This window comes from Actinomyces mediterranea, assembly GCF_900155595.1.
In the GTDB taxonomy this organism is placed as follows: domain Bacteria; phylum Actinomycetota; class Actinomycetes; order Actinomycetales; family Actinomycetaceae; genus Pauljensenia; species Pauljensenia mediterranea.
In genome coordinates this window covers 887,778-911,411 of the sequence record NZ_FTPB01000004.1, presented here as the reverse complement: position 1 = coordinate 911,411, position 23,634 = coordinate 887,778, and the positions used below count along the sequence as shown (strand labels likewise).

Here is a 23,634-nt window from a genome sequence, read left to right as displayed (position 1 = left end):
TTGTCGTCTGTTGTGTCTGCGCGGGGGCAGTCTTGTGAGGGTGGGTGTGGGATGATTACGGTGTATGTGGTGGTTCTGTTTGTCCTCTGCGGTGTCTGTTTCTTCTTTTCCGTGGTGGTGGGGGTGGTGTTGTCCTGTATTAGGTTGTTGGCGGGTTTTCGATTGGTTGGAAGGAGTCGGGGTGGGTGTGGGTGTCGGTTCGGTCTTCTGATTGGTCGGTGGTGGGGCGAAGTGTGGATCCTGTTCCGGGTGATCCGGTGGTGGTCGCTGATGGGGCGGCGCGGTATCGGCAGGTGGCGGATGTGATCAATCGGTGCGCGCAGAGCCTTCGAGCATTGGAGGCCGGGTCGAGTCGCGCGGAGTCAGTTGCGGCACTGTTGGAGTCGCGTGACATGATTGTTGATGGGGTGGTGAAGGCGGAGAACCGGTTTCGGGTGGCCGCGGATGCGTTGGATTCTTACGCGAAGGTGTTGGATCGGGTCCAGACCGACACGTTGAACGCGTTGTATGCGGCCAGGGACGCAAAATCGGAGTTGGATGAGGCGAACCGGATGAAAGCCCACTATCAGGGGCTCGCTGACGAATACCGCACCGCCACCGATGACAGTGGTGGGGGTGAGTGTGCGCTACACGCGCTTGGCGTCGGCGCAGGCGGATGAGGCCGCTGTTGCCCAGGGGCGGCTTGATGCGCAGCGGCAGATTGTTGACCAGGCGGTAGCCGACCGAGACACCGCGGCCCAACAGGCCATTGACGCCATCGAGGCGGCGACCGGCGCTGATGGGCTCCATGATTCGTGGTGGGACAACTGGGGTGCTGCGGCTCTTGGGTGGATCGCGAAGATCAGTGAAGCCGTTGCCGCTATTGCGGGCATCCTCGCCTTGCTCGTGTGCTGGATCCCCGTCATCGGGCAAGCCCTTGCGGGGGCGTTGTTATCTATTGCCGCACTGGCAGGGATTATTGCCGCCATCGCGAACATCATCTTGGCCGCCACCGGAGAACAATCCTGGACACACGCCATCGTATCCATCATCTTCGCCGCCCTCGGATGCATCGGATTGGGCGGCGTCCGCGGTGTTGTGGGGGGCCTGAAGGGCCTGAGGGGTGTGCGTGGCGCGTGGACAGCGGCTGGCGGTCTAGCAGGTGTGGGCGTCCGCACGCTGACGGTAGTACGAACAGGAACATCCACAGTAGCGGGTGCACTCGCCCGACCGGTGTCGACGACGACTGGGGTGATGTCGCGGGTCGCTCATAGCATGTCGACCCTGGTCGCCCACCTGCGCGCCAGCCGCATCATCGTATCCTCAGGCGAAGGGAAAGTCGCGGCCCTATTCGCTAAGCGTGAGACCCTCATCGCTGCCCGCGACCACGCCCAACACACCCTCGCCGACGCCCTCCCCGAGGGCTATACCCTCACAGACTTCACCCGCACCAGGGTCGCCGACACACTCGAACGCCTCAAGAAAGACGGCGTCAGCCCGCGTACCCGCGACCGTCTCGCTGATCTTGCGGATGCTGCATCCTCGGCGCGTGCTGGCCTGACGGGCGTGTCGGAGAGGATTGGTGAGGTGGGCGGGTGGGCTCACCTGGACAGCCTGGACGCTAGCGCGGTCCCTTCCTTTACGGCGAGTTCTCCGGGGCGGTTGCGTATTGATGGGTTAGCACTGTCAGCTGATCAGAGCACATTGATCGTTGGGGAGTTCAAAGGAGTGACCTCGACATTGAGCACCACACCGGTGACGTCCCTGTTGGAGGGACACGCCTGCCAGGGAAGTGCCGCGTATACCAGGGACCGGATGCTCACAGATCCCCGGGTCATTCAGTACATGGCCGACTCCCCACAGGTGTGGGACAGGCTGGCTGATGGGAGGCTTGCGGTGGAGCTGCGGGTCATTTACACCAAGACCCCTGAGATTACCCCCATAGATGTTCTACCGTTCGATATGCCCACCAGCGTCCTTGCCGAACTCACCACCCGAGTCACCACCCACCTCCACCCCCGAGTCACCACCCACCTCCACCCCTAACCCCTGCCCCCCACCATCAAGGAGAACACCTCATGACCGACTTCCGCACACTGCCCGCTGCTCGGTGTCTCGAGCTCATCCACGCGTGGACCAACGCCCCCTGGCCTTTAACGCGTGAGCAGGGGCAGGCGATTGCTGTGTCGGTGGGCTGGCGAGCAAGTGACGATCCGGAGAACTACTACAGCGATCTTGCAGACACAGAAGTCGACTGCGGATTCGCCATGTTCAACGGCGAACCCGGCGATGTGGAGTTTCAGCTCACGACTCTGGCTGATCGGGGGTGCGAGGCTAACCAGGTGGTCTGCGTCCCGTAAACTGACGCCCATGACCAGTGCGCCACCTCCTGCCCGCGCACGAGTCGACGCCGTCATCCAGTGCGCCATGAGTATGGAGGCCGCCCCCCTCCTCGACGTGCTCGCCGCCGATTCGGACAGCCCGCACACTAAGCCGCGAACCATCACGTGGGGCGCGGATGGGCGCGCCGTACAACGAGGAGTCCTCGGGCGCCTCGACTCCGCGCGCGTCCTCGTCATCACCTCGGGGATCGGCCTCGCCAACGCCGCCAGCGCAACCGCACGCGCTCTCGGCCTCGTCGACGCGCCCATCGTCATCGCAGCGGGGACCACCGGCGGACTCGCGCGCACCATCAATGTTGGCGACATCGCTGCGGGGACCACCGCGATCTACGGGGCGGCGGACGCCACCGCCTTCGGATACGAGAGGGGGCAGGTGCCGCAGATGCCCGTCGACTACCGCTCCTCCGCTACCGTGGGCGCAGCCCTCGAACAGCTGAGCGAACACATCGACGTCCCGATGATGACCGGCAGGATCGTATCCTCGGACTCGTTCGTCACTGCGCCCTTTGCAGACGCCGTGCGCGACAGGTTCCCCGACGCGATCGCAGCGGATATGGAGACCTGCGCAATGGCGCAAGTCGCATGGGCGTCGGCAGTGGACTGGGTGAGCCTGCGCGCCGTGTCGGACCTGTGCGGACCGCAGGCCGACCAGGACTTCCACATGGATGGCGGGGCTGCGGCCGCCCGCAGCGCGCACGCCGTCCGATCCTTCCTCGCCCTCACCCGCTGAATCGACCCCGGAAAGGTCTCGACATGATCCGCGTCCTCATGGTCTGCACCGGCAATATCTGTCGGTCCGCCATGGCACACCAGGTGCTCGCCGAAGCCGTGGCCGAAGCCGGGCTCGATGTGGAAGTCGATTCGGCGGGGGTTTCTGATGAGGAGGAGGGCAACCCGATCGATCCTCGGGCCGCGCGAGTCCTGCGCGAAGCGGGACACGGGGTGCCCGACCGTCGTGCGCGTCGGATCAGCCCCGCGGAAATGGGCTCGTGGGACCTCGTCCTCGCCATGACCGACCGGCACCGGCGCATCCTCAATGCGTTCAACAATCCGCCGGGGAGCAGCGGGCCCGTGACGGATGTGCGCATGTTCCGCGACTTCGACCCCGAGGCGACTCGGATGGACCTGGACCTGCCTGACCCGTGGTACGGGGGACATGACGATTTCGTGGAGACACTCGCTGTAATCGAGCGGACTACCCCGTATCTCGCCGGCCACCTGCGCTCCCTCACCCGCTAAAACGCACACAGTTTCTTGCCAACAGCAGACGAGCACGTGACACAAACATGCCTTGAGCTGCTCGACCATAGATCGAGGATCTGCATCAGCACACCCGTAGCCGGGAAACTGTGTGCGTTTTAGCGGTCGGCGGAGACGACGCTGATGACAGAATTATCCACAGCCGTCATCCGAGTAGTGCGCTACGCTCAATTCCTCGTCATGATCGAAGTATGGAGCTCTTCGAGAAACTGATTGCGAGCGGCGGCATTATGCGATTGGCCCCGCTTGTTCATAATGGGCTGTCGCTTCAATCGATCCCGCCAGGAATCGGTGTCTACCGCGGGTGGATCTTTCTGGAGGGGAGTATTGGAATCGACAGGGTCAGAGCGTCCGTGTACAACGCAGTGGTCACCTGCTGCAGCGCCGCAGCATTGTTTGACCTCCCTCTACTACCGCAGGATCGTGATCCACATACGCATCTCGCGGTGCCTCGGAATCGAGCGATTCATATGAGTCGGAGTCGACGCTTGGACGATGTTCGAATCCATCGGGAGAGCAAGATTGATGAGGATGCCGCACGCCCGTGGCTCGCCGACATCGGGAGTGTCCTCGAGCGAGCCTGTCAGTGTGTGTCGCTACAAAGCGCTGTTGCCATGCTCGATTCTGCGAGAACTCAGGGGCTGTGCGACATCTCAGAACTGCGCATTCCTGAGCGCGGGCCGTCGGTTCCCTCTCTTCGCGTCGCAGTATCGAGGTCGGTTAGCGGATCGCGATCAATCCTCGAGACGTGCGCGCGCATGCAGCTCGAGGATGCGGGGATCAGCAGTCGAGTCGCTGTCGTTATTCCCGGAGTCGGTGAAGTGGATCTGGTGGTTTTCGACTGCGTCGTCATTGAGCTTGACGGATGGCGCTTTCATCAATCGAAGGAACAGAGGGAGAAGGATCTTGCGCGGGATAGGCGTTTGAGCGCGCTCGGGTACGTAGTGTTGAGATTCGACTTCGACACGGTGATGAACTCGAATCGGTTCGTCACAGAGGTGCTCGCGGTGCGCTCACATGCACTCACGACCAGCATGTCAGCCGGGGCTCTCCGCTAAAACGCACACAGTTTCTTGCCAACAGCAGACGAGCACGTGACACAAACATGCCTTGAACTGCTCGACCATAGATCGAGGATCTGCATCAGCACACCCGTAGCCGGGAAACTGTGTGCGTTTTAGCGGTCGGCGGAGACGACGGCGTCCGCACGGCTCGCGCAGGACTGCACGAGGGCAATATTCGGCGCGTCCACTGTGCGCACCCAATGAGCCGCAGCCGCCCGGTCCTTCCCGAAGGCCTCGTGGCGAGCGATGAGGCGCCGGTAGACGGCGACGTCGGGGGTATCGATATGGACGAGGAAATCGATCGACTCGCGGGCACCCGACCATCCGGGCAGGTCGAGGGCAAGATAATTGCCCTCGGTGATGACGATCCCCCTAGTGTCGAGCAGAATCCCAGCAGCGATCGGCTCGTGCAGGTCGCGCCTGTAATCGGGGGCGAGGACCGGGTGTTCAGCCTCGTGGATGCGGCGCAGCATCGCCGCGAATCCCCACACGTCGAAAGTATCGGGCGCCCCCTTGCGCCCATGTCGATCGAGGTCGTCGAGGACAGCATTCGACAGGTGGAAGCCGTCCATCGGGGCGAGACCCGCGACTTCGACACCCACGGATACGAGGATCTCCGCAGTGAGCTGGGCAACAGTCGTCTTCCCTGTACCCGGAGGCCCGGTGATCCCGAGGATGCGGAGTTCCTCGCCTCGGGCGAGCCGGTGGAGGACAAGGTCGGCGACCTGCTGAGCGACTGACAGGGAGGCGAGGGCGCGCTCACCCGAATGAGCGCGCGGGGCGGTCACCTCGCTGCAGCTGCGCTTCCCCTCCTCGAAGGGGCGCCCCGCCTCGTCCTCGTTCCTCATCATTGTGAAGGGGTCAGGCGGTGATGACGGGGAGCGTCGACCAGGGGAAGTTGATCCACTTGGAGGTCTCACGCCACACGTAGTCCGGTTCGATGATGGACACGGGCTTCTTGTAGACGACGGCGCAGCGGGCATCGACCTTCACCTGGGTCTCGCCGTCGAGAGAAAGGCCGTGCTCGTCGATAAGATCCATCACCATCTTGAGGGTCTTGCCCGAATCGGCGACGTCGTCGACGACGAGGACGCGCTTGCCGTTCATCGCGGACACGTCCATGAGCGGGGGCAGCAGGACCGGCTCGTCGAGGGTCTCACCGACACCGGTGTAGAACTCGACATTCATCGTCCCGCAGGCCTTGACGTCCATCGCATAGGAGATCGTCCCCGCGGGGATCAGGCCGCCGCGGGCGATCGCGACGATGAGGTCCGGGATCCACCCGGACTCAACGATCTGCCGGGTGAGTTCGCGTGACGCCTCACCGAAAAGCGTCCACGTGAGAATCTCACGGTCGGGCGCATCCGAGGCGTCCTTGTTCCTCTCCGGGTGGCTCGTTGTCGGTTGGTCGGTCATGACGCTCCTGAGGCTGTGCCTTTGAATGTCGAGTCGCGCCCCGACTCGACGGGGTACTTACGACCCAGCCTACTGCCCTCCCGTCGGTGCACACGCGACTCGCCGCAGCACAAGGAACAGCGTCAGGTGCGTAGGCATGTTTTCGGTCGCTCAGCTCACCAGCATCACACTGGCTTCAGTGACTGACATCATCGGTGCGAGAACACCGTTGGTTCTTACGACGTGGCTCCGCCGTTGACCGAAGGTGACAATGAGGGCGGAACCTGGTATGTCCCGGAGCAGGTCAGGCCTTCTCCGGGACGAGGACGATCGGATGGCGCGGCGCCGCGAAAGCGTTGATGCTCTCATCGGATGCATATCCGAGGGCGAAGCCCGTCAACAGCTTGTAGTGCGATGGGATGTCGAACTCGGCATCAAGGGGACTGCGCCAGTAGGACAGCACCCCCAGCGGGCACGAATCCACGCCGTGCGCCTTCGCGGAGAGGAACAGGGTTTGAAGCATGAGGCCCGCATCCATCGCGGCCCACGGCATGAAGTCGCCGTGACCGAAGACGAAACCCATGACGGGTGCGCCGAAGCCCTCACAGTTGCGTCGCGTCAGTGCGTCTCTGCGCTCCCTGTCTTCGCGTCCGATACCGAGGTGGGCGTACAGGCCCACTCCGACTTCGACACTGCGGGGCTTGAGATCAGCGGGGTAGGGGTGCCAGGCCTTGAAATCCCCATCCGGCAGGCCCCCCGTCGCCAACGATTTCGCGGCGGCGGCCTTATTGCGGCCGTGAAGCGGCGCGGACTTCTCCCACGCGGCGACGTAGGCGGTGCGCAGACGGTCCGCCCGCTCGCCGGTCGCCAGAGCCAGCATGTACGGCCTCGTATTCGACCAGCTCGGAGCCGTCGTCGCATCCGCGAGGATCTCATCGAGGACGTCATGGGGGACAGGATCGGGAAGGAAATCGCGAGTGGATCGACGCGAAGCGGCGAGCGCGGAGAAGGCGGCGGAATCCATGAATGCACTATATGTCGTCGGGCCCGGTGGTAAAAGGGAGGAAGCGGGCTGGAGACGATAGGAGGCAGTCGCGGACATCAGCGCCCCAAGCGGCGCCGCCCCCATCTGCGATGGCCGGTCAGTCGGCGCAACTCCTTCGCGTACGCCCCGCCGGGTTCTGCCGCTTTGCCATTGAACGTCCAGCGCAGAATCCGCTCGGGGTCGAAAGCGCAGGCGCACGCTCCGCAAGCGACGACCCTGCGGGGTGCGCGGTACAGCGTCTTTCGTGACCCGCAGACGGGGCAGGTCCCCACCCATGGCGCCGCCGGAGTCGGAAGGTGCGCGGGCAGCCGGGCATCATCGGGGGCTCCGAGGCTGCGCGCCGTCTCCTTCCAGACGGCGTCGTGATGGTGCTCCGGGCCGACGAGGGCGTGGGCGATCTCGTGGAGGATCACCTCGCGTACAGTGTCGGCGTCGTACAGGTCGGTGAGCGGCCCGGACAGGGTGATCGTCCTCGTGCGATGCGCGCACGAGCCAGCCCTGCGCTTGGCGGAGTCGAAGCGGAAACGCCACTGGTGCAATTCGGCGGCGTCCATCAGCGCGCGGGCCTGGAGACGCGCCTCATCACGATTCATCGCAGCTCACCTGAGGGAGCGGCGCGCCGGTGCGCCCCTCATCGGGCCTGCTCGATGAGACTGAGGACTCGCTTGAAGGACACCTTGTGAGGGGTGCCGAGTTGCTGGGCGAAGCAGGAGACCCGCAGTTCCTCGAGCATCCACCGCGCCTGCTCCAGCCTCGCTGCCAGCGCAGCATCGTAGGGGCGCGCAGCGGCGTCGTCGCGCGCACCCGCGAGGCTCTCGGCAACTGAGTGGATGCGATCCATATCCTCCACGTCCCGTCCCAGGGCCCCCGCAGACGAGGATGCCCTGTCGATGCGCACAGCGCCCGCACGCAGATAACGCGCCAGATGGGGCAGCGCCCACGCCGGAGTGGCGCCGACGAACCCCTCGTAGACGAGGGCGCTCACCTGTGTGCGCACATCGGCCACCACCTCTGACACGGAAGGCTCCGTGTGGGTGCGCATCGCCGACTCCGCTTCCGACTGGGCGTCGAGGGCGCGCACCACGTGGGAGAGGATCTCAAAGACCCGGTCTTCGTGGAGGTTGCGCGCACGCGCCGCCACCTCCTCGAAGGCGGCGGCGTCGCGAATCGAGGACGGTCCTGCGGCGCAGAGCTCGTCAACGAGGGAGAGTGCGGATGCCCACTGTGCATCCGCGACAAGGGCACCGATCCCGGCGTAAGGCGAGGCGGCGAGCATGAGCGCCTGCCTGCCCGTCCAGCGCGTCGTCACGCGCTTATCGGCGAGGCGCACGCGCAGGAGCAGCAGGCGGGCCAGGCCCTCGCGGTAGCGACGATCCGCCTCCTGAGCATTCGCCATGACGCGCACGCCCGCAGCGGGGGCGTTTGCGCTGCCCTGGGCGACGAGGGCGGGGTATCCGCGCAGCGTCATCTGGGTCCCCGGGGAGTCAATCGACCGGGGGAGGGGAGTATCCGGGAAGGATGTGAGCCCGTCGAGGTGGAGGGAACCAGTCGCATCGAGTTCCTGTGGCATTGTCGAAGAAGTCTTGTCAGGTTTGGCCGTCGAGGGACGGCCGCGCGTGTCCTTCCGATCGCGCGCGTCCTCCATCGCGTCGGCGACCGCTCCGCGCACCGCCGTGCGGATCGCGTCATCGGCGCGGCGGGCGAGCTTGCGCTGCAATGCGACGAGGTCGCTCCCCGAGCCGAGTTCGCGACCGGTGCGGTCGACGACGACGAGGGTCATCTTGAGGTGGTCGGGCAGGTGGTCGAGAGCAGACTTCGCCTCTTCGGGGGTGACGTCGACGCCGCGCAGGATGCGCATCGCGGTGCGGAACGCGTCGGCGAAGGCGGGGCGCTCCCCGCTCCAGTCGACGCCCGAGGTCGGGGCGGCCTGCGGCGCATCGGGAACTCCGGTAGTGTCCTCCGCCGAGTCGGCGCGCGCCTTCCTGGTCGTCGCACTCCACGCTGCGAGACGGTCCATCGCAGCCGACAGGCTCATCGGATCAGCCTCCTCGGGCGGGGCGCCAACGGGGGCGGCCTCCTCCTCGTCGATCTCGCCCGCGAGGGCGCAGCGCATCCACTCGGCCGCTTGGGCGCCCACCTGCGGGGCGGGGGCGAGGAGGCGGCGCTTCGCCTTGGTGAGGGCGCGGATCGTTTCCGTCACGAGGTCGTCGAGCATCCCGGGGACCAGCCAGTCCATCCCCTCGTCACTGATGCGTTCGAGCACTTCAATGGGGATCCTCACCGTGACACCGTCGCGCGCCGAACCCGGTGTGAACTCGTAGGACAGCGGCAGGCGCAGCTCGGCGCACTCCCAGTAGTCGGGGAATCCGTCGGAGTCCCCACCCGTCCCGCGGGGGAGCAGCAGTTGGGAGGTGTAGGTGAGCAGATCGGGGTGCGTCTCGCGCTCGCGCTTCCACCAGCGGTTGAAATGAACGGCCGACACGATGTCGTCGGGGAGGATGTCGTCGAAGAATCGTGCGCGCGCCTCCTCGTCGGCGACGAGTCCGTGCGTGCGCGAACGGCGCTCGACTTCACGGGCCTGTTCGAGGAGCTCGTCGTTGCGGGACTGGAAGCGGTGGCGCTCCCTCCACTGACCCTCGACGAGGGCGTGGCGGATGAACATCTCGCGGGCAAGCTCGCGTGCGGTTAGCGCGGTCGGAGACGCAGAAATGCACACAGTTTCGCCGCTTGCTATCAACTCTGACGGAGCGCTGTCGGTGTTGTCGCTGGTCAGAGCGGTGTGCTGGTCCGCGTTTACCTGTTCGCCGCTGGAAACTGTGTGCGTTTTTGCGGTGGAACCGTCGGCACTACCTGCCACGTCGCACTCACCGCACTCGGCCATCGCGAGGAAGTCACGGCCCACAGAACCCAGATCGTGAGGGCCCTCGTCCTCACCGCCGCCGATCAGGCCCTGAGCGATCCCCGCGAGGGTGCCCGCCGCAGCGACCGACCTGCGCACTCCCGAGCCCTCGTCGATGATGAGGTCGAGGCGCCCGAGCAGGACCGACCGATCCGCCACAAGCGTCAACCCGTAGAGGAGAACCTTTTCCTTCACCATTGCGGCGCCCTTAGAGGATGACCAGAACGGCTCCGAATACACGCGCTTGACGAGGTTCTTCGCGAGGGGCTCGATCCATTCGGGCTTGATGCGCGCAACGGTGCGCGCGAAAAGGCGGCTGGTCTCCACAAGCTCCGCAGTCATCACCCATGCGGGGTGAGACTTCGCCAGACCGGAGCCCGGCCAGATCGTGAAATGAGTGCCGCGGGCGCCCTCATAATCCCGCTTGCCTTCATCCCAGGACCCCAGGTTCGACAAGAGTCCGACGAGCAGGGACCGGTGAATCTCATCAGCGTCCACAGACTCGTGGCCCTGCGTGTAGGCGACGACGGCTCTCGCCGCCGCCCCTTCGAGGCCTCCGATCGACGCCGCCTCGATGACGTCGCGGGCGCTGGGCTCCCCGATCGGATGAATATCGAGGTCGAGTGGCCTGGCCATCTGCGTAAGCTGGATGACCACGTCACGCCACTCGCGAAAACGCAGGTAGTGGAGGAACTCTGCGCGACACATGCGCCGAAAGGCCGCACCCGACAGGTCGCGCTGACACACGCTGAGATAGCGCCACAGGTTGAGATAGGTGATGAAATCCGAATGCGGGTCCGCGAAACGGGCGTGTGCGGCATCTGCCGCCGCCTGATGATCGAGGGGGCGCTCGCGGACGTCCTGGATCGACAGGGCCGCCACAATGACGAGGACCTCTGACGCGCATCCATTCGCATCGCCTTCAAACAGTATCCTCCCCAGGCGTGGATCGATCGGGAGATGCGCGAGATCCCGGCCAATCGCGGTGAGACGGTGGCTCGCCGAATCCGGGCGCAGCGCAGATGCACGACGGGGAGCACGGTCGCGCCGCGAAGACGGCGAGGATTCGTCCTCGAGCGCTCCGATCTCCACGAGCTGGGAGATTCCATCGCGCACGGCCCGCGAATCGGGGGCGTCGAGGAAGGGGAAATCTGCGATGGAGCCCAGGCCGAGGGCCGCCATCTGCAATATGACGGAGGCGAGCGAGGTGCGCAGGATCTCCGGTTCAGTGAAGCGGGGCCGGGACTCGTAGTCGCGCTGCGAATAGAGGCGGATCGCGATGCCGTCGGCGACGCGCCCGCATCGGCCCGCCCTTTGGTTCGCACTCGCCTGGGATATGGGCTCAATGGGGAGGCGCTGAACCTTCGTCCGATTCGAATAGCGCGACACCCTGGCCAGACCGGGGTCGATGACGTAGCGGATTCCCGGTACGGTCAGCGACGTTTCGGCGACATTCGTGGCGAGGACGATGCGGCGCAGCCGGTGGTCCTCGAAGACCCGCTGCTGTTCTGCTGCTGACAAGCGCGCGAACAGCGGCACGATCTCGATATCCGAGGAGCGCGCCTTCGCAGTGTCGCCCGCGCGCACTGCGCGGGGCCCGAGATGGTCGAGGAGGGCCTGCTCGGTGTCGCGGATGTCGCGCTCGCCCGGAAGGAAGACGAGGATGTCGCCGTCACCTTCGGAGCACAATTCGTCGACGGCGTGGCAGATTGCCTGTTCGACGTCGATGTCGTCGCCCAGCCCGTACCCCAGGGTCGGTAGATCGTCATCGGGGTCTTCGAGGACGAACTGCTCGGGGCCCGGGATCATCCCCGCCTCAGCGTCACCCTCATCCACAGCATCGGAGGACTGACTCGTATACGAGGAGGGGGCGTCTGCGGCGAGCGGCCGGTAGCGCACTTCGACGGGGAAAGTACGCCCCGACACCTCAATGACGGGAGCCGCTTCGAGGAGGATCCCCCGCCCGGGCGTCCCCTCCCAGCGGCCGAAGTGGGCGGCGAAGCGCGTCGAGTCGATCGTCGCCGACGTGATGATGACTTTGAGGTCGGGGCGGGCGGGCAGCAGGCGCGCCAGGTATCCGAGGATGAAATCGATATTGAGGCTGCGCTCGTGCGCCTCGTCGATGATGAGGGTGTCGTAGCGACGCAGCAGTGGATCGGATTGGATCTCAGCTAGCAGAATCCCGTCGGTCATCAGCTTGACGAGGGTTGTCTCTCCGACCTCGTCGGTGAAGCGCACCTGGTAGCCGATGACCTTCCCCGCCTCTCGGCCAACCGTCTGGCCGAGCTCGTGCGCGATGCGGTCGGCGACCGAGCGGGCGGCAATGCGCCTGGGCTGGGTGTGCCCGATCATGCCGGTAACGCCGCGCCCCAATTGCATGCAGATCTTCGGCAGCTGCGTCGTTTTGCCCGACCCGGTCTCACCGGACACGATGACGACCTGATGGTCGCGGATCGCTGCGGCGATCTCATCTTTGCGCGCGGAGACCGGCAGATCGGGGAAGTCGATGACCGGGATCGCGGCGGCTCGGGCGGCGAGCTGTTCAGGGGTGAAGGGCTTGAAGGCTCGGGCCAGATCGCGGCGCAGTCTGCGGGGTTTTTCGGTGCGGGCGGGTTCCCTGCCTCGTGATCGACGAGGACGCCCGTCCTCGCCGACCGGTCGATTCGGGTGAGAGCCGCCAGCGCCCCGGGCGCTGCCGCGCGAGGTTCGGGAGCGACGGGGTTCAGGGGCGTTTCGCACCCTGAAAGTCTACCGAAAGGCGAAGGAGGCGGCTCGCCGCGCACCGCCTCCTCGACCGGCGAAGACGAGCGTGCGTGCCTGCTCAGAGGTCTTCGGCGAAGCGGGTCCTCAGCTCTTCGCAGATGCGACAAGCCAGAAGATCATCGGCGAGGGAGAGGATCTCCCCGCCCTCGAAGACGGTCTCCCTCCAGGTCCGGGGGATCGCCTCGACCCCGTAGTGGGCGCCGGCGAGCTGTCCGTAGATCGCCGCGTTGGTATCCGCATCGCCGCCGAGGCTCGCGATCGCCAGGGCGCCCGATTCGAAGGAGTCGAAGTCCATGAGCCCGTGCACGGCCAGTGCAAGGCCGTGGATGACGTATCCCGTCGTGCGGGCCTCGGCCTCGGCGCGCCCACGAGACCTCGATGATCGCGTCCTTCCTCAGGCCTCGCATGGCGTTGACGAGCAGGGCTGCGAAGACCTCGGTCGCGGCCTCTGCCTCGAATGAGTAGTGGGTCTCACGAGCGGACACGCGCGCCATTTTCACGATGTCTCCCGGTCTGCGCGAGGCGAAGCCAGCGATGATGACCGGCGCGAGGCGCATGATGCAGCCGTTGCCGGCGGAGTCCGTGCGCGGTTCGCTCACTGAGATGAGCGCCCCCCGGGATTCGAGGAAGCCGTCGATCGCGGCGGCGACTTGCGCGCCGATATCGAAGCACTTCCCCGTCGAGGAGCGTCGCCCCCTGAACCGCCAGTCGGCGTAGGCGTTCATCACGGCCTCGGAGTCGTAGCGCCCGGTGTCGAGGAGGGCGTCCGCGAGGCACAGCGCCATCGAGGTGTCATCCGTCCACTTCCCGGCATCGAGTTCGAAAGGGCCGCCGCCGACGATCCCGGCGAGGCGGAGGGCCTCCTCCCGGGGGAGGAATTCGTTCGTCGTCCCGAGGGCGTCGCAGCACGCGAGTCCGAGGAGCATCCCCCGCGCGCGCTCCTCAAGGGTCGTGTCATCGCTCATCGCGTTCTCGCTTCCTGCAGTCCGTTCCGGTGGGGATCCCCCAGCCCGCGCCCGGTGGGCGGCGTCCGGATCCCCCATAGGAAGAGGATATCGGCGGGCATGCGCATCTGCGGTCCTCGCTACCCTGCAGTCCGGCGGGCGGGAGGAAGATGAGCTGAGCAAAAGGTGATTTCGGCATGGTGGAGGCATTTGGTTTCTTTGCGACGATCTTGATGCCTCACATATAATCGTTCACCGCTCCGCTCCCTGAGACCCAGTTCCATAGCCGGCGCGATAGGCGCCGCGCTGCTGTTGCGGGCCGACGACAGACCGCCCGGTGGCCTGCGAGGGCGACTGCGGATAGCTCGCACTCAGCGGCGACCGCGTATGGCTGACGCTGCCCGGCCCGACCGCCCGAAAACTAGTGGGCCGATCGAGCGCGATCGCATGGAACACCGGCACGAGTGAGTCGGGCACGGGTTCGTAGTGTCCGAGGTCGGGCCCTGATAGCATGCTGGCCTGGTTCCACACCTCGGGACTTACCTGACCGAAATCGAGAGTAAAACGCGACTGCTCAGCCACGTGCTCCATGAAGACCTTGGACGTGCGTCCGTTGCCCTCCCTGAACGGGTGTGCCCAGTTCAGGTAGGCGAAGACCTCAGCGCTGGCTCGTGCGAAGCCGTCACGGTCCAGCCTCGCCCAACTGGTGCCCTCAACAAGACGACGCACGTCAACCAGGTACCGGTCAATCTCGCCAGTGTGGATGTCGGCGAAGGAAGAAAAGTTCTTCGACATGTTAACGCTCCGGTACTGACCGGCCCACTCGTAGACGTCCTGGAACAGGTAAGAGTGGATCGCACGGACGTGGGCGGCGTCGTAGGTGTGAGCCACGATCGAGGGGTCCATGTAGAGCTGTTTCTGCCGCAGAGCCGTGGCTCCGTACTCGAACACCCGCAACGCATGGGGGTCCCGTATGTCCTGGACGTTGCGCATCGTCGTGTCGACCGGGGGCGGGTAGAAGTACGACTCCCAGGTGTCGAAGGTTGTCACGGTCTCAGTGGGCGATCGCGGCCGGCGTGGTCCGTCGAGCTGCCTCACGTACCCGACGCAGGTACTCGGTCTCGTCAATCGCTCCGCATGCCTCGTCGGTCAGGTTCTCTACGTCCTCACGGTTCGGCTTCCAACCCTCGTGCCAGGCAGCCACAAGCGCCTGCCGCACGGCGTTGCGCTGTGCACCGTCGAGCTGCGCGAACAGTTCAGGCCAACGGTCCTCGACGTCGAACTTCTCAGCCATGACAGGGCCTCCCCTTCTCGGTACTCTGATCTCTCGTTCTACCATTTTGCCCGAAAACGATCTAGCGACCGTTTTGGGCAGTATCGGTTTCGGTCCAGCGTGCCACGTCCTCACCGCGACCGCGGAGCTGCCGACCCCGCAAACGATCGTTAGCGGGCGGTGAGCGCTGATGCGCGTCGGCCACCCAAAATCCGTAGTCGGAATCGACCGAAACCCCCGACCGAAACCAAGACTGACCGAAACCTTACATAGACGGGTTTCGGTCTGGGCTGGTAAAATAGAGACCTAGGAGAAGGAGGTAGCTCCTATGACTGTTAACCTGGCGGCACCCCCGGCTCGCTTCACTGAGGCTGAGGCCAAGGAACGGATGGACTTCGCTTTGGCTGCCCTAGCGGTGGCTGGGCACGAGATCATTGACCCGGTCGCGCTTGACATCCTGGAGCGGAACGCTCGCGGCGAGTTGTGCGGTGACGAGGCGCGCGAGGCGCTGCGCCGACACATTCAAGGCTGATGCCTGGCTTGTATACCTTTCGTACCTGGGATGACTATTTCATCCCAGGTACGTCTGTGTTGAGGAACAAGTTCATCGCGCCGGGCAAGCCGTTCGGTGAGCCTGATGCCGCCACGCTGAAGCGGCTGGAAGAAGCCATGACCGCCCAACGTTTGGGTGAGCTGACAGCCGCTCCGATCCAAGGTCGGTTCGATTACGCCCACATGAAGGCGATCCACGGGTATATCTTCCAGGACGTTTACGAGTGGGCCGGACAGGCGCGGGTGGCGCCGACGCATGGGCCAATGACTAAGATGGGGCCGGATGTGGTGAGCTACGCCGTGGGCGACCCGTCTGCGCCGTGGCGCTCCTATTCGTACTACCCGGCCGGTCCGGCGATGGAGTCGGCGGCCGAGGCCCAATACGCCAAGCTGGCGGGCAAGAACTTGTTGCAGGGGCTCGACCATGAGACCTTCGTGCGCGAGCTGGGGGAGATCTGGGGCGAGCTGAACGTCATCCACGTCTTCCGGGAGGGAAACACTCGCAGCCAGTTCGCGTTTTTCACGCAACTGGCGGCACAGGCAGGTTGGAAGATCGAGCCTACCCGCTTTCTGCCGAGCAGTCGGGCACGCGAGGAGTTCGTGGCCGCGAGGTTTTATAGCCAGGCCACGGGGGACAACTCACGTTTGGTTGACGTGCTTCGCAAGGAAGTTGTGCCGTTGCATGCGCCACCCGCTCAGACGTTGGCGGCGCAGCGGGCCGCGACCCGTAAGTATTTGGGCGAGGAGATTAGCCGACGGATAGCCGAGCGTGGCTCGAAGCCGACGGAGCTGGGGCCGACGCGGCCACGACGAGGCGGGCCGTTGCGGTGAGCATGATCGGGTACGCACGAGTGTCTACTGCTGAGCAGGAGCTGGGAGGCCAGCTTGATGCGCTGGCTGCGGCAGGTTGCTTGCGGGTGTTCACGGATCATGTCTCGGGGGTTAAGAGAGCGCGGCCTGAGTTGGAGGCCGCGCTGGACTATCTGCGCGAGGGTGACGTGCTCGTGGTGTGGCGGCTGGACCGCCTGGGGCGGTCGTTGCCACATCTGATCGAGCTTGTTCAGGGCTTGGGGGAGAGGGGAGTGCAGTTCCGTTCGTTGACGGAAGCGATCGATACCACGACCCCGACGGGGCGGCTGCTGTTCCATGTCGCTGGGGCCTTTGCTCAGTTCGAGCGGGATCTGGTGCGCGAGCGAACCATGGTGGGTCTAGCGGCCGCGCGATCGCGCGGCCGGGTGGGCGGTCGTCCGAGCGTGATGACCCCGGCGCGCACGGCCGAGGCCGTGCGCCTGCGGGCCGAGGGGCAGAGCTTCCAGGAGATCGCTCAGCTGCTCGGCGTTGGCCGCTCCAGCGTGATCCGGGCGCTAAACCGCGTGCAGTCTTCTCCTTCGTCCTGATAGTAGCCAGAAGGTGGGCGGAAGGGAGCTGTCAAGGGTGCCGCTTGTCGCATCGCGTAGCGACGCGCAGCGCCCTTCGGGTAGAACTCCTCCTGTGGCCGCGCCTGCCACGCGGCGACTTCCTCGAGCACGGCGTCGGTGATGTGCAAGATCGTCTCGTGCGACAAGTCCGTGCCGATCGTGGAGGCCAGGTGGTGCTGGATATTACGGACCGTCATCCCTTTGGCGTCGAGGTTGATGATCATCTCGTCCACGCCCCCAGGCGCCGCTGGCCCTTGGGTACCAGGCGCGGGGTGAACGCCCCCTCCCGGCACCTGGACACCTCCAGGACGACCGGCCCGACCTCGGTCTGTACCGTCCTTCGATGTCGTTGCGTTACGGGAGTTGGGGGAGCGCGGTGCCTCACGTGAGCCCTTCACATAGCCAAGATGACTGCACAGCTCGGCCTGTAATCCTCACTCAACCGCGGCCTTGACCAGCGCGGGCACGAACCCGCCATCCCCAGTCAGCTACACCTGACCGACATCGATCTGAGCGAACAGGACGTCCAACTGCCCGCTCGCTTTCAAATACTCAACCAACTCCCGACCCGAAAGCCCCGCCCACATCTTCTCCCCGACCACGATCATGACTCTCACCGCTCCTCTCAGTACGACCTACACAAACCATCAAACACACCCCGAACATGCTCTCAGAGCATGTTTACACCGTCATTTCCACTGCAATTACGCCCAAAAATGTCAATCCTGTACACACATTTCTGCCGCTAGCCCACCGCTACACGCCTTCGACGGTGTCGAGAGTCCTCACCTACCTGCGCGAGTACGTGACGAAGCTCGAGTCCGCACTTGCCCATGCCGAGCGTGACAATGATGCGAAGGAAGCGGATCGTTTGCGCGCAGTCCTCATCGAACTCAACGAGTACGAGCACGACGTCCTCTTCCCGAAAGCGACGGAGAACATCGAGATCGACCTCGATGATGGCGTGCGGATCAACTACCCGAAGTTCGGGATGCACTCACACGCATCAAAGGGCTCAAAAAAGCAGACAACTGACGAAAATCGGAGGAGCAAGCGGATGAACAGTGAGGTGATCCTCTACAACGCCGACGACGGGGCGCAGATGCAACTGCGTGCATCGGAGGGAACCGTGTGGCTGACTCAAGCCGAAATGGCGGAACTGTACGGCACTTCGGTTCCCAACATTGCGCAGATCATCAGGCGCGTTCTTGATGATCGAGAGGTCGACGAGGCAACTATTCACTCAGAGTTAATAGTTCGCCGAGAAGGCGAGCGAGACGTTCGTCGGCACATCACGGTCTACAACCTCGACATGATCCTTGCTGTCGGTTACCGCGTGACGACTCCTCGTGCGGTCCAGTTCCGGCAGTGGGCGACGAGCGTTCTCAAGGACTACCTCGTCAAGGGCTTCGCTATGGACGACGCGAAACTCAAGGGCTCGGACGGCTGGGACTACTTCGACGAGTGCTTGGAGCGGATCCGAGACATCCGAGCCTCGGAGAAGCGCTTCTACCAGAAGGTTCGCGACCTCTACGCGACAGCGATCGACTACGACTCGTCGAGCCGGGCCGCGAAGGCCTTCTTCGCGACAGTTCAGAACAAGATGCTCTGGGCTGTGACAGGACAGACCGCAGCGGAAATCATCTCCGTGCGCTCCAACCCCGAGGCCTCGAATATGGGTCTCACCTCATGGAGCGGAACCGTCGTTCGCAAACGTGACATGATGACTCCGAAGAACTACCTGGCGGCAGCCGAAATCACAGAACTCGATCGGATCGTCACCATGCCTCGACTACGCAGAAGATCCTCTTCTGGCACGACGGTGTAGGGAATTACAACGATAGCGTCGAGACTTACGTCCCCGAGGACGTCGTGCTCATGTGGGTCCAAGGCGACGAGTTCGGCATCAAGCACCGCCTACTCACCGACCACGAGAGCAAGCACCTTGTGTACCGCACGGGTGAGATCCCTACAGGTACCGGCAATTGGTTGTTCGATTAGGAACTCGGAATCGAGAACCCGCTACTCCTGCGCGTTATCGAAGCCCACCCGAAGTTCTTCGCGGCGGCCTTCTGCAACAAGCACTCGAGAAGCTACTCGCCGAAGACGACGATCCGGCACTCCTTCGGACGAAGATGTGCCAGGTCCTCCTCAAGTCCTCCAATCACAGGATCTCCGAGAGATTACGCGAGAGATCCTACTCAATGCCGCCGACGATTGCGATGCGAAAATCGACGAGTTCCGGGCATTCGATCTTGACGACTTCTTCTGGTCGGGCTTGCATGACATATACGGCTACCGGAGTGACGCCCCGTCCGTCGACGACTTCGTCCTCTGGATATTCACCCGTGCAATGGACGACTTCGCCTCTAATGCACCCGGCGTCTATCGGAACATCCGCGGGGCTCGATATCTGGCAGAAACCGAGTGATAGTCCTTTCAGCTTCGGACGACATCATCAGGAGTTTCGACTCGTCAGATCGGATTTCAGCGTCCACTACATGAAGATCTCGGACTGAGTGGGAGAGATGGAAGTTCGCTCCCCTGACGAGAAAGGGTCTCGTCAGACAGCATCGGAACAGGCTATTCTCACGACTTCGGAGTTGAGTACTCGCCGACGACGGGCTGTGGGCACTCGCCGATCAACGCCTCTATCACCCGTCACTCATCAACGAAGTGGAGCAAGTCGGGGCGGGCAGTCGTTTCTCTGAAACCGATGGTGACCTCATCGGAGTACAACGTGAGCGCCTCGTCGGCGTCGAAGTAGTCGACGGAGACCATGATCGCGTGGATGACTGCGCCGTCCTTCTTGAAAACGAAGAGGTTCGTTGAACTGGAGTAGCGGTTGTCCTTGATGATTCGCTCACCGAAGACTCGTTTGATGTCGTCGGCAGTCGTCCCCTCAGTCGCGAAGCCGAATTCGTCCCATTCGAAGTCCGTAAGAGATGTCAATGGAACGGGCTCATCCTTCGAGTCGATGATGGACACGAGCCATTTGTCGAGCGTGTCATTGGATGTCAGCATTGAATTCCCTCCCAGTTGACAGGATGCGAGGACGAATACGGAAGCGGCAAGCAGGTATGCCGCCAGCACCCTGGTGACGAGACTGCGCATCGCTGGTCACTCCTTCTTACGATTCTCCGTCGGAATTCGGCTCACCGGGATCCTTGCCGGGGAGAGGAGGCTGTCCGTCGGCGGGGTGTCCTGTTTGACCCTGCGGCACCTGATCACTCCATGCAAGGTTACCGTTGGAATCCACAACGACCGCATCGCCATTGTTGATGGCATCCTCAATCATACGCGCGATTTCTTCCGGCGATGCATTCGGATTATTGCGGACTAATTGAATCCCGAGATTGTTATTGTGCAAATCCATGGCTTCTCGCTGAGGCTCGTTTCCAGGAATCCGTTCGTGGGCGGTGGTGTATTTCTGCGCCCAATCGGCTCCGAATGTCTGAGCCAGCTTAGCGCTCCAGAGTGCATGTCGGTATGCGTCGTTATGGTTGTCATTCCGACTGCCGGGGTCATTAGGGTCCCCTGTGGGAGGAAACACCTCGTCAGCTTCGGCGAAGGCTTCGTCGTGGATGTCCTTGAAGTCATTTTGCTGCCATGGCCACAGATCGTCGAGCATACTAGCCTCGCCCGCCGTGATCTTCTTCGGGTCAGTTGCGAGACTGAACGGGAAGCCGGGCTCCCAGTCGACCATTGTGTCGTCAGAGACCTGATTGTCTCGGAGCACGTCATCGAGTGAAGGACGATTTCCGGGAGAGGCGGGGGCTGGTGTGCCTCCGTTTGTTGGAACCGCCCCATGTGTTCCTCCGTCTGTTGAGGATGAGGCACTGCCGTCTGTTGAGGATGAGCCACTGCCGCTCGTACTCGTGCTACTCGAAGCACCGTCGTCGGCCGAGGTCTGCTCCTGCGCTGCGAGATTTTTGTTCAGCGTTTCCGAGGCGGAGCGCAACTCGGTGGCGACTGCGCGCACATTCGGAGCGAAGATACTGAGCCACTGGTGGCGGAATGTGTCAGCCGCCATTCCTTTCCACGGACTGGCTGCGATCTGTTTGCCCAGTGTGCTGACGATCTGGGCATCGAGTTCGTCGGCGGTCTTCGCGAACTGTTGCGCGAGTGATCGTGCCTGTTCAGTATCCATTCCAAGCACTGGCATCGCTGTTCCTCGTTCCGATCGTAAATGGCGAGACGGGTACTGATATCAGTATTGATGTGGCGAGTGTTCCGTTTCAATGGGGAATCGTCCCCATTGCGCTGTCGCCGCTGTGGGTCCGCCCTCGTTGCGACGCCCCGATCAGCGACAATGGGTGTCATGCATGCTTTGTTCGCTGGCCTGACGACCCTTGACGTCATCCACGCCCTCGACCACGCTCCGAGCCTCACGACGAAGACGACGTCGACGCAGCACCTCATGGCGGCTGGCGGCCCGTCGACGAACGCCGCCGTCACCGTCGCAGCGCTGGGTGCCATCGTTTCCGCTATCGACGAGGACGGAGCCTGCGCAGTGACGCTGCTCAGCGCCGTCGGAGGGGGCGCCATCGCGTCCGTCATCCGCGCCGACCTCGACGAGTGCGCAGTCGGCCTCCTCGATGCGACACGGCCCGGGGATAGCGCCGCGAGGGCGGCCGTCTCCTCCATCATTGAACACCCTGACGGGCGCATGGTCGCCTCCACGAATGCGCGCATTGACGTCGATGCGGAAACAGCGGAGCGGATGCTCGACGCCGCCCTGGCCGCTCATGGTGCGCCCGATGTCGTCCTCGTCGACGGACATAATCCGAAGCTCGCTGACCTCGCCCTTCGCCTCGGCGTCGCCCCATCCCCCGGGGTCGACGACGATCCCTTCGCGGACATCGATGTGAAACCGTCTCACCTGCGACTGCTCGACGGCGGGTCGTGGAAGGACTGGTTCACTCCGCTGCTGCCCCTCATTGACGTCGCCGTCCTCTCCGCCGACTTCTGCCCACCCCTCATGTCGACCCCAGATGGGGGCGCGATCGCCCGTTTCCTCGCCGGTTTCGGCATCACCCGGGTGATCCGCACACAAGGACCCGGGCCGATCCAATGGTGGTGGGACGCCGAGTGCGGCGAGACGCCCGCCAGCGACGATATCGCGACCTCCACCCTCGGCGCGGGAGACGTCTTCCACGGTGCTCTCGCCTGGGCCTTCGGACTCGCCCATGCGGCGGGAGAGTCGATCGGGGAGCCGACGAAGCAGATCCGCTTCGCCGCACGCATCGCGGGCATCTCGACGACGCTATTCGGGACGCGCACATGGATCGAGGACGAGCGCACAGCGCAGGCGGTGCGCGACTACCTCAACGGCGCCGACTAGCGCTCGCCGCATCGAAGAGGCGCTGTCGGTGCGGCTGTCCGCCTATCGGCTACTCGGATCGGCGCACGACGGGCACCCACCGGTGCGCCCACTCCAACGATGGGGCATCCAAGTCCTCGACTCTGATGCCCGCGCCGAACTGGGCCCGGCCGGCAACCTCGACGCGCGACCCGTCGGGCAGCAGGTGGAACGCCTCCTGTGTCGCCGCCAATAGGCCGAATTCGACATCGGCGGCGTCGTGAATGATGAGAGTCGGCTTATCGAGGCCGCTCAGCAGCTTCTCAGCATCGCCCATCGACAAGTCCATGAGGGTCTGCTTCGAGATCGTGAACTGGTTGCGGATCGATGCCGAATCATCGGGGATAGTCGTCACCCCGTACTGCTCAAGGTCGGAGAGTTGCACATCGGAGAAGATCGCGGTCCAATCCACCGACATCGGGCCGATCGAGGGCGACGACAGGATATAGGTGAGTGCGGCGACAGGCTTGGCCGCCAGCGCAACGGTCGCCCCGAAGGAATGCGCATGGATGACCTGCCGACCGTACCCCTGATCGGCGAGCCAGCCGGAGGCCGCGCGAAGATCCTCGATCTCAGCGTCGAGGGTGATGATCTCGTCGCCCGATTCCCCGTGCCCTGAATAGTCGAACTCGAGGGTCGCATACCCGCTGGCGCGATACAGCCGCCCGAGCCGGTCGAAGTGCTCCGCAGAATGTCGGTCGGCGAGGAAGGAATGAGAGAACAGGACCGCCGCATCAACGCTGTCCACGGGTGCGATATACGTCCCTGCAAGGCTCACGCCCCGGGGAGTGGGGATCCTGATTTCACTCACCCCACTACGCTACCGGTGGTCTTGACCTCGTGCGACCCGTATTCCGCAACATGCACGTGTGTGAATTCTCCGATGCGGTGTATCCGCCGTTCGGTGCGAACGGTAGGGTAGTGGACAGACACTGTGCCGCTTCGAAGTGAAGGAATGGTCATGGGAACGAAGTTCGGACTGGCAGTCGGCCTCGCAGCGGGCTATATTCTCGGCGCCCGCGCGGGCCGCGAACAGTACGAGAAGATCCGCGAAGCGGCGTCGAAGCTGCGCCGGATCCCCGTCATCGCCGCCCCCCTCGACTCTGCGGGCGAAAGGGTGTCCGACGTCGTACGCCAACAGGGCGAGCGAGTCACCGACAAAGTCGCCGATGCTGTGAAGGAGCGCCTCTTCGGCGCCCCCGCCTCGCCTTCGCAGGCGAGTGACGTCGGCGCCGTCGGGACAGATGCCCATATGTCGGCCGAAACGCACTCCTGAAC

Annotated in this window: 24 protein-coding genes and 2 pseudogenes; 13 read left to right on the top strand and 13 right to left on the bottom strand. The window is 64.0% G+C overall.

Annotated features, from left to right (window positions below; translation table 11 throughout):
• Positions 1-233 precede the first annotated feature (233 nt).
• The 5 genes from BQ7471_RS08095 to BQ7471_RS08075 are packed head-to-tail and all read left to right on the top strand — an operon-like array spanning position 234 to position 3,620.
• On the top strand, positions 234-659 hold the full coding sequence (locus tag BQ7471_RS08095; protein WP_129583390.1) for a putative T7SS-secreted protein: 426 nt from the start codon (positions 234-236) through the stop codon (positions 657-659).
• Positions 616-2,025 carry a hypothetical protein gene (locus BQ7471_RS08090; RefSeq protein WP_129583389.1) on the top strand — a complete coding sequence of 470 codons (1,410 nt, stop codon included), beginning with the start codon at positions 616-618 and terminating at the stop codon, positions 2,023-2,025. The genes BQ7471_RS08095 and BQ7471_RS08090 overlap by 44 nt, the downstream gene beginning before the upstream one ends.
• 32 nt (positions 2,026-2,057) lie before the next feature.
• Positions 2,058-2,339 (top strand): DUF6301 family protein, encoded by a 282-nt coding sequence (locus BQ7471_RS08085; RefSeq protein ID WP_076465459.1) that lies wholly within the window; start codon positions 2,058-2,060, stop codon positions 2,337-2,339.
• A 10-nt stretch (positions 2,340-2,349) separates the two neighbouring features.
• On the top strand, positions 2,350-3,111 hold the full coding sequence (mtnN, locus tag BQ7471_RS08080) for a 5'-methylthioadenosine/S-adenosylhomocysteine nucleosidase (protein ID WP_076465457.1): 762 nt from the start codon (positions 2,350-2,352) through the stop codon (positions 3,109-3,111).
• A 23-nt stretch (positions 3,112-3,134) separates the two neighbouring features.
• A complete protein-coding gene (locus BQ7471_RS08075; RefSeq protein WP_205408273.1) occupies positions 3,135-3,620 on the top strand; it encodes a low molecular weight protein-tyrosine-phosphatase in 486 nt (161 codons plus the stop codon).
• Between the two features lie 755 nt (positions 3,621-4,375).
• Here BQ7471_RS08075 and BQ7471_RS11680 read toward each other — a convergent pair.
• Positions 4,376-4,519, bottom strand: a complete 144-nt coding sequence (locus BQ7471_RS11680) for a hypothetical protein (RefSeq protein ID WP_235821272.1) — start codon at positions 4,517-4,519, stop codon at positions 4,376-4,378.
• On the opposite strand from BQ7471_RS11680, the gene BQ7471_RS11920 reads away from it, so the two are divergent.
• A complete protein-coding gene (locus BQ7471_RS11920) occupies positions 4,463-4,699 on the top strand; it encodes a DUF559 domain-containing protein (protein ID WP_407922695.1) in 237 nt (78 codons plus the stop codon). The genes BQ7471_RS11680 and BQ7471_RS11920 overlap by 57 nt on opposite strands.
• A gap of 119 nt (positions 4,700-4,818) precedes the next feature.
• Here BQ7471_RS11920 and BQ7471_RS08065 read toward each other — a convergent pair whose 3' ends face one another.
• From BQ7471_RS08065 to BQ7471_RS08030, 8 genes and pseudogenes are all read right to left on the bottom strand, one after another.
• Positions 4,819-5,556, bottom strand: a complete 738-nt coding sequence (locus tag BQ7471_RS08065) for a nucleoside/nucleotide kinase family protein (RefSeq protein ID WP_205408272.1) — start codon at positions 5,554-5,556, stop codon at positions 4,819-4,821.
• Positions 5,557-5,566: 10 nt separating this feature from the next.
• Complete coding sequence (locus BQ7471_RS08060) at positions 5,567-6,121, bottom strand: phosphoribosyltransferase (protein WP_076465454.1); 555 nt, start codon at positions 6,119-6,121, stop codon at positions 5,567-5,569.
• 283 nt (positions 6,122-6,404) lie between these two features.
• Positions 6,405-7,124, bottom strand: a complete 720-nt coding sequence (locus tag BQ7471_RS08055; protein ID WP_076466288.1) for a nitroreductase family protein — start codon at positions 7,122-7,124, stop codon at positions 6,405-6,407.
• A 77-nt stretch (positions 7,125-7,201) separates the two neighbouring features.
• A complete protein-coding gene (locus BQ7471_RS08050) occupies positions 7,202-7,738 on the bottom strand; it encodes a SprT-like domain-containing protein (protein WP_076465452.1) in 537 nt (178 codons plus the stop codon).
• Positions 7,739-7,776: 38 nt separating this feature from the next.
• Positions 7,777-12,783, bottom strand: coding sequence for a DUF3418 domain-containing protein (locus tag BQ7471_RS08045; RefSeq protein WP_076465451.1), 5,007 nt, complete (start codon positions 12,781-12,783; stop codon positions 7,777-7,779).
• An 82-nt stretch (positions 12,784-12,865) separates the two neighbouring features.
• Positions 12,866-13,733 (bottom strand): annotated as a pseudogene (locus BQ7471_RS08040) (ADP-ribosylglycohydrolase family protein).
• Positions 13,734-14,003: 270 nt separating this feature from the next.
• Positions 14,004-14,801 carry a Fic/DOC family protein gene (locus BQ7471_RS08035; RefSeq protein WP_076465449.1) on the bottom strand — a complete coding sequence of 266 codons (798 nt, stop codon included), beginning with the start codon at positions 14,799-14,801 and terminating at the stop codon, positions 14,004-14,006.
• 4 nt (positions 14,802-14,805) lie between these two features.
• The gene (locus tag BQ7471_RS08030) at positions 14,806-15,045 is read right to left on the bottom strand and encodes an antitoxin VbhA family protein (RefSeq protein WP_076465448.1); all 240 of its coding nucleotides are present in this window, start codon (positions 15,043-15,045) and stop codon (positions 14,806-14,808) included.
• A gap of 307 nt (positions 15,046-15,352) precedes the next feature.
• Here BQ7471_RS08030 and BQ7471_RS08025 point away from each other — a divergent pair, with 307 nt between their 5' ends.
• From BQ7471_RS08025 to BQ7471_RS08015, 3 genes are read left to right on the top strand one after another with little or no spacing between them, the layout of a single operon-like run.
• Positions 15,353-15,556 (top strand): antitoxin VbhA family protein, encoded by a 204-nt coding sequence (locus BQ7471_RS08025; RefSeq protein ID WP_076465446.1) that lies wholly within the window; start codon positions 15,353-15,355, stop codon positions 15,554-15,556.
• A complete protein-coding gene (locus BQ7471_RS08020) occupies positions 15,556-16,407 on the top strand; it encodes a Fic/DOC family protein (RefSeq protein WP_076465445.1) in 852 nt (283 codons plus the stop codon). Before BQ7471_RS08025 ends, BQ7471_RS08020 begins: the two co-directional genes overlap by 1 nt.
• A gap of 2 nt (positions 16,408-16,409) precedes the next feature.
• On the top strand, positions 16,410-16,973 hold the full coding sequence (locus BQ7471_RS08015; RefSeq protein ID WP_076465443.1) for a recombinase family protein: 564 nt from the start codon (positions 16,410-16,412) through the stop codon (positions 16,971-16,973).
• Here the strand turns inward: BQ7471_RS08015 and BQ7471_RS11915 are convergent.
• Positions 16,901-17,295, bottom strand: a pseudogene (locus BQ7471_RS11915) (transposase). The gene BQ7471_RS08015 and the pseudogene BQ7471_RS11915 sit on opposite strands and share 73 nt — an antisense overlap.
• A 363-nt stretch (positions 17,296-17,658) precedes the next feature.
• On the opposite strand from BQ7471_RS11915, the gene rhuM reads away from it, so the two are divergent.
• Both rhuM and BQ7471_RS11360 read left to right on the top strand, forming a co-directional pair.
• A complete protein-coding gene (rhuM, locus tag BQ7471_RS08005) occupies positions 17,659-18,822 on the top strand; it encodes a RhuM family protein (RefSeq protein WP_205408271.1) in 1,164 nt (387 codons plus the stop codon).
• A gap of 309 nt (positions 18,823-19,131) precedes the next feature.
• On the top strand, positions 19,132-19,425 hold the full coding sequence (locus BQ7471_RS11360) for a hypothetical protein (protein ID WP_076465441.1): 294 nt from the start codon (positions 19,132-19,134) through the stop codon (positions 19,423-19,425).
• A 230-nt stretch (positions 19,426-19,655) separates the two neighbouring features.
• Here BQ7471_RS11360 and BQ7471_RS07995 read toward each other — a convergent pair whose 3' ends face one another.
• Together BQ7471_RS07995 and BQ7471_RS07990 are read right to left on the bottom strand one after the other, a co-directional pair.
• Positions 19,656-20,108, bottom strand: coding sequence for a hypothetical protein (locus BQ7471_RS07995; protein ID WP_076465439.1), 453 nt, complete (start codon positions 20,106-20,108; stop codon positions 19,656-19,658).
• Positions 20,109-20,124: 16 nt separating this feature from the next.
• Entirely contained in the window at positions 20,125-21,144 is a 1,020-nt protein-coding gene (locus tag BQ7471_RS07990; protein WP_076465438.1) for a WXG100 family type VII secretion target, read from the bottom strand.
• Positions 21,145-21,315: 171 nt separating this feature from the next.
• Between BQ7471_RS07990 and BQ7471_RS07985 the strand changes: the two genes are divergently transcribed.
• A complete protein-coding gene (locus BQ7471_RS07985; RefSeq protein ID WP_076466286.1) occupies positions 21,316-22,338 on the top strand; it encodes a carbohydrate kinase family protein in 1,023 nt (340 codons plus the stop codon).
• Positions 22,339-22,387: 49 nt separating this feature from the next.
• Here BQ7471_RS07985 and BQ7471_RS07980 read toward each other — a convergent pair whose 3' ends face one another.
• On the bottom strand, positions 22,388-23,167 hold the full coding sequence (locus tag BQ7471_RS07980) for an alpha/beta hydrolase (protein WP_076465436.1): 780 nt from the start codon (positions 23,165-23,167) through the stop codon (positions 22,388-22,390).
• 150 nt (positions 23,168-23,317) lie between these two features.
• Between BQ7471_RS07980 and BQ7471_RS07975 the strand changes: the two genes are divergently transcribed.
• Complete coding sequence (locus tag BQ7471_RS07975) at positions 23,318-23,632, top strand: YtxH domain-containing protein (RefSeq protein WP_076465435.1); 315 nt, start codon at positions 23,318-23,320, stop codon at positions 23,630-23,632.
• The last annotated feature ends 2 nt before the right edge of the window (positions 23,633-23,634 follow it).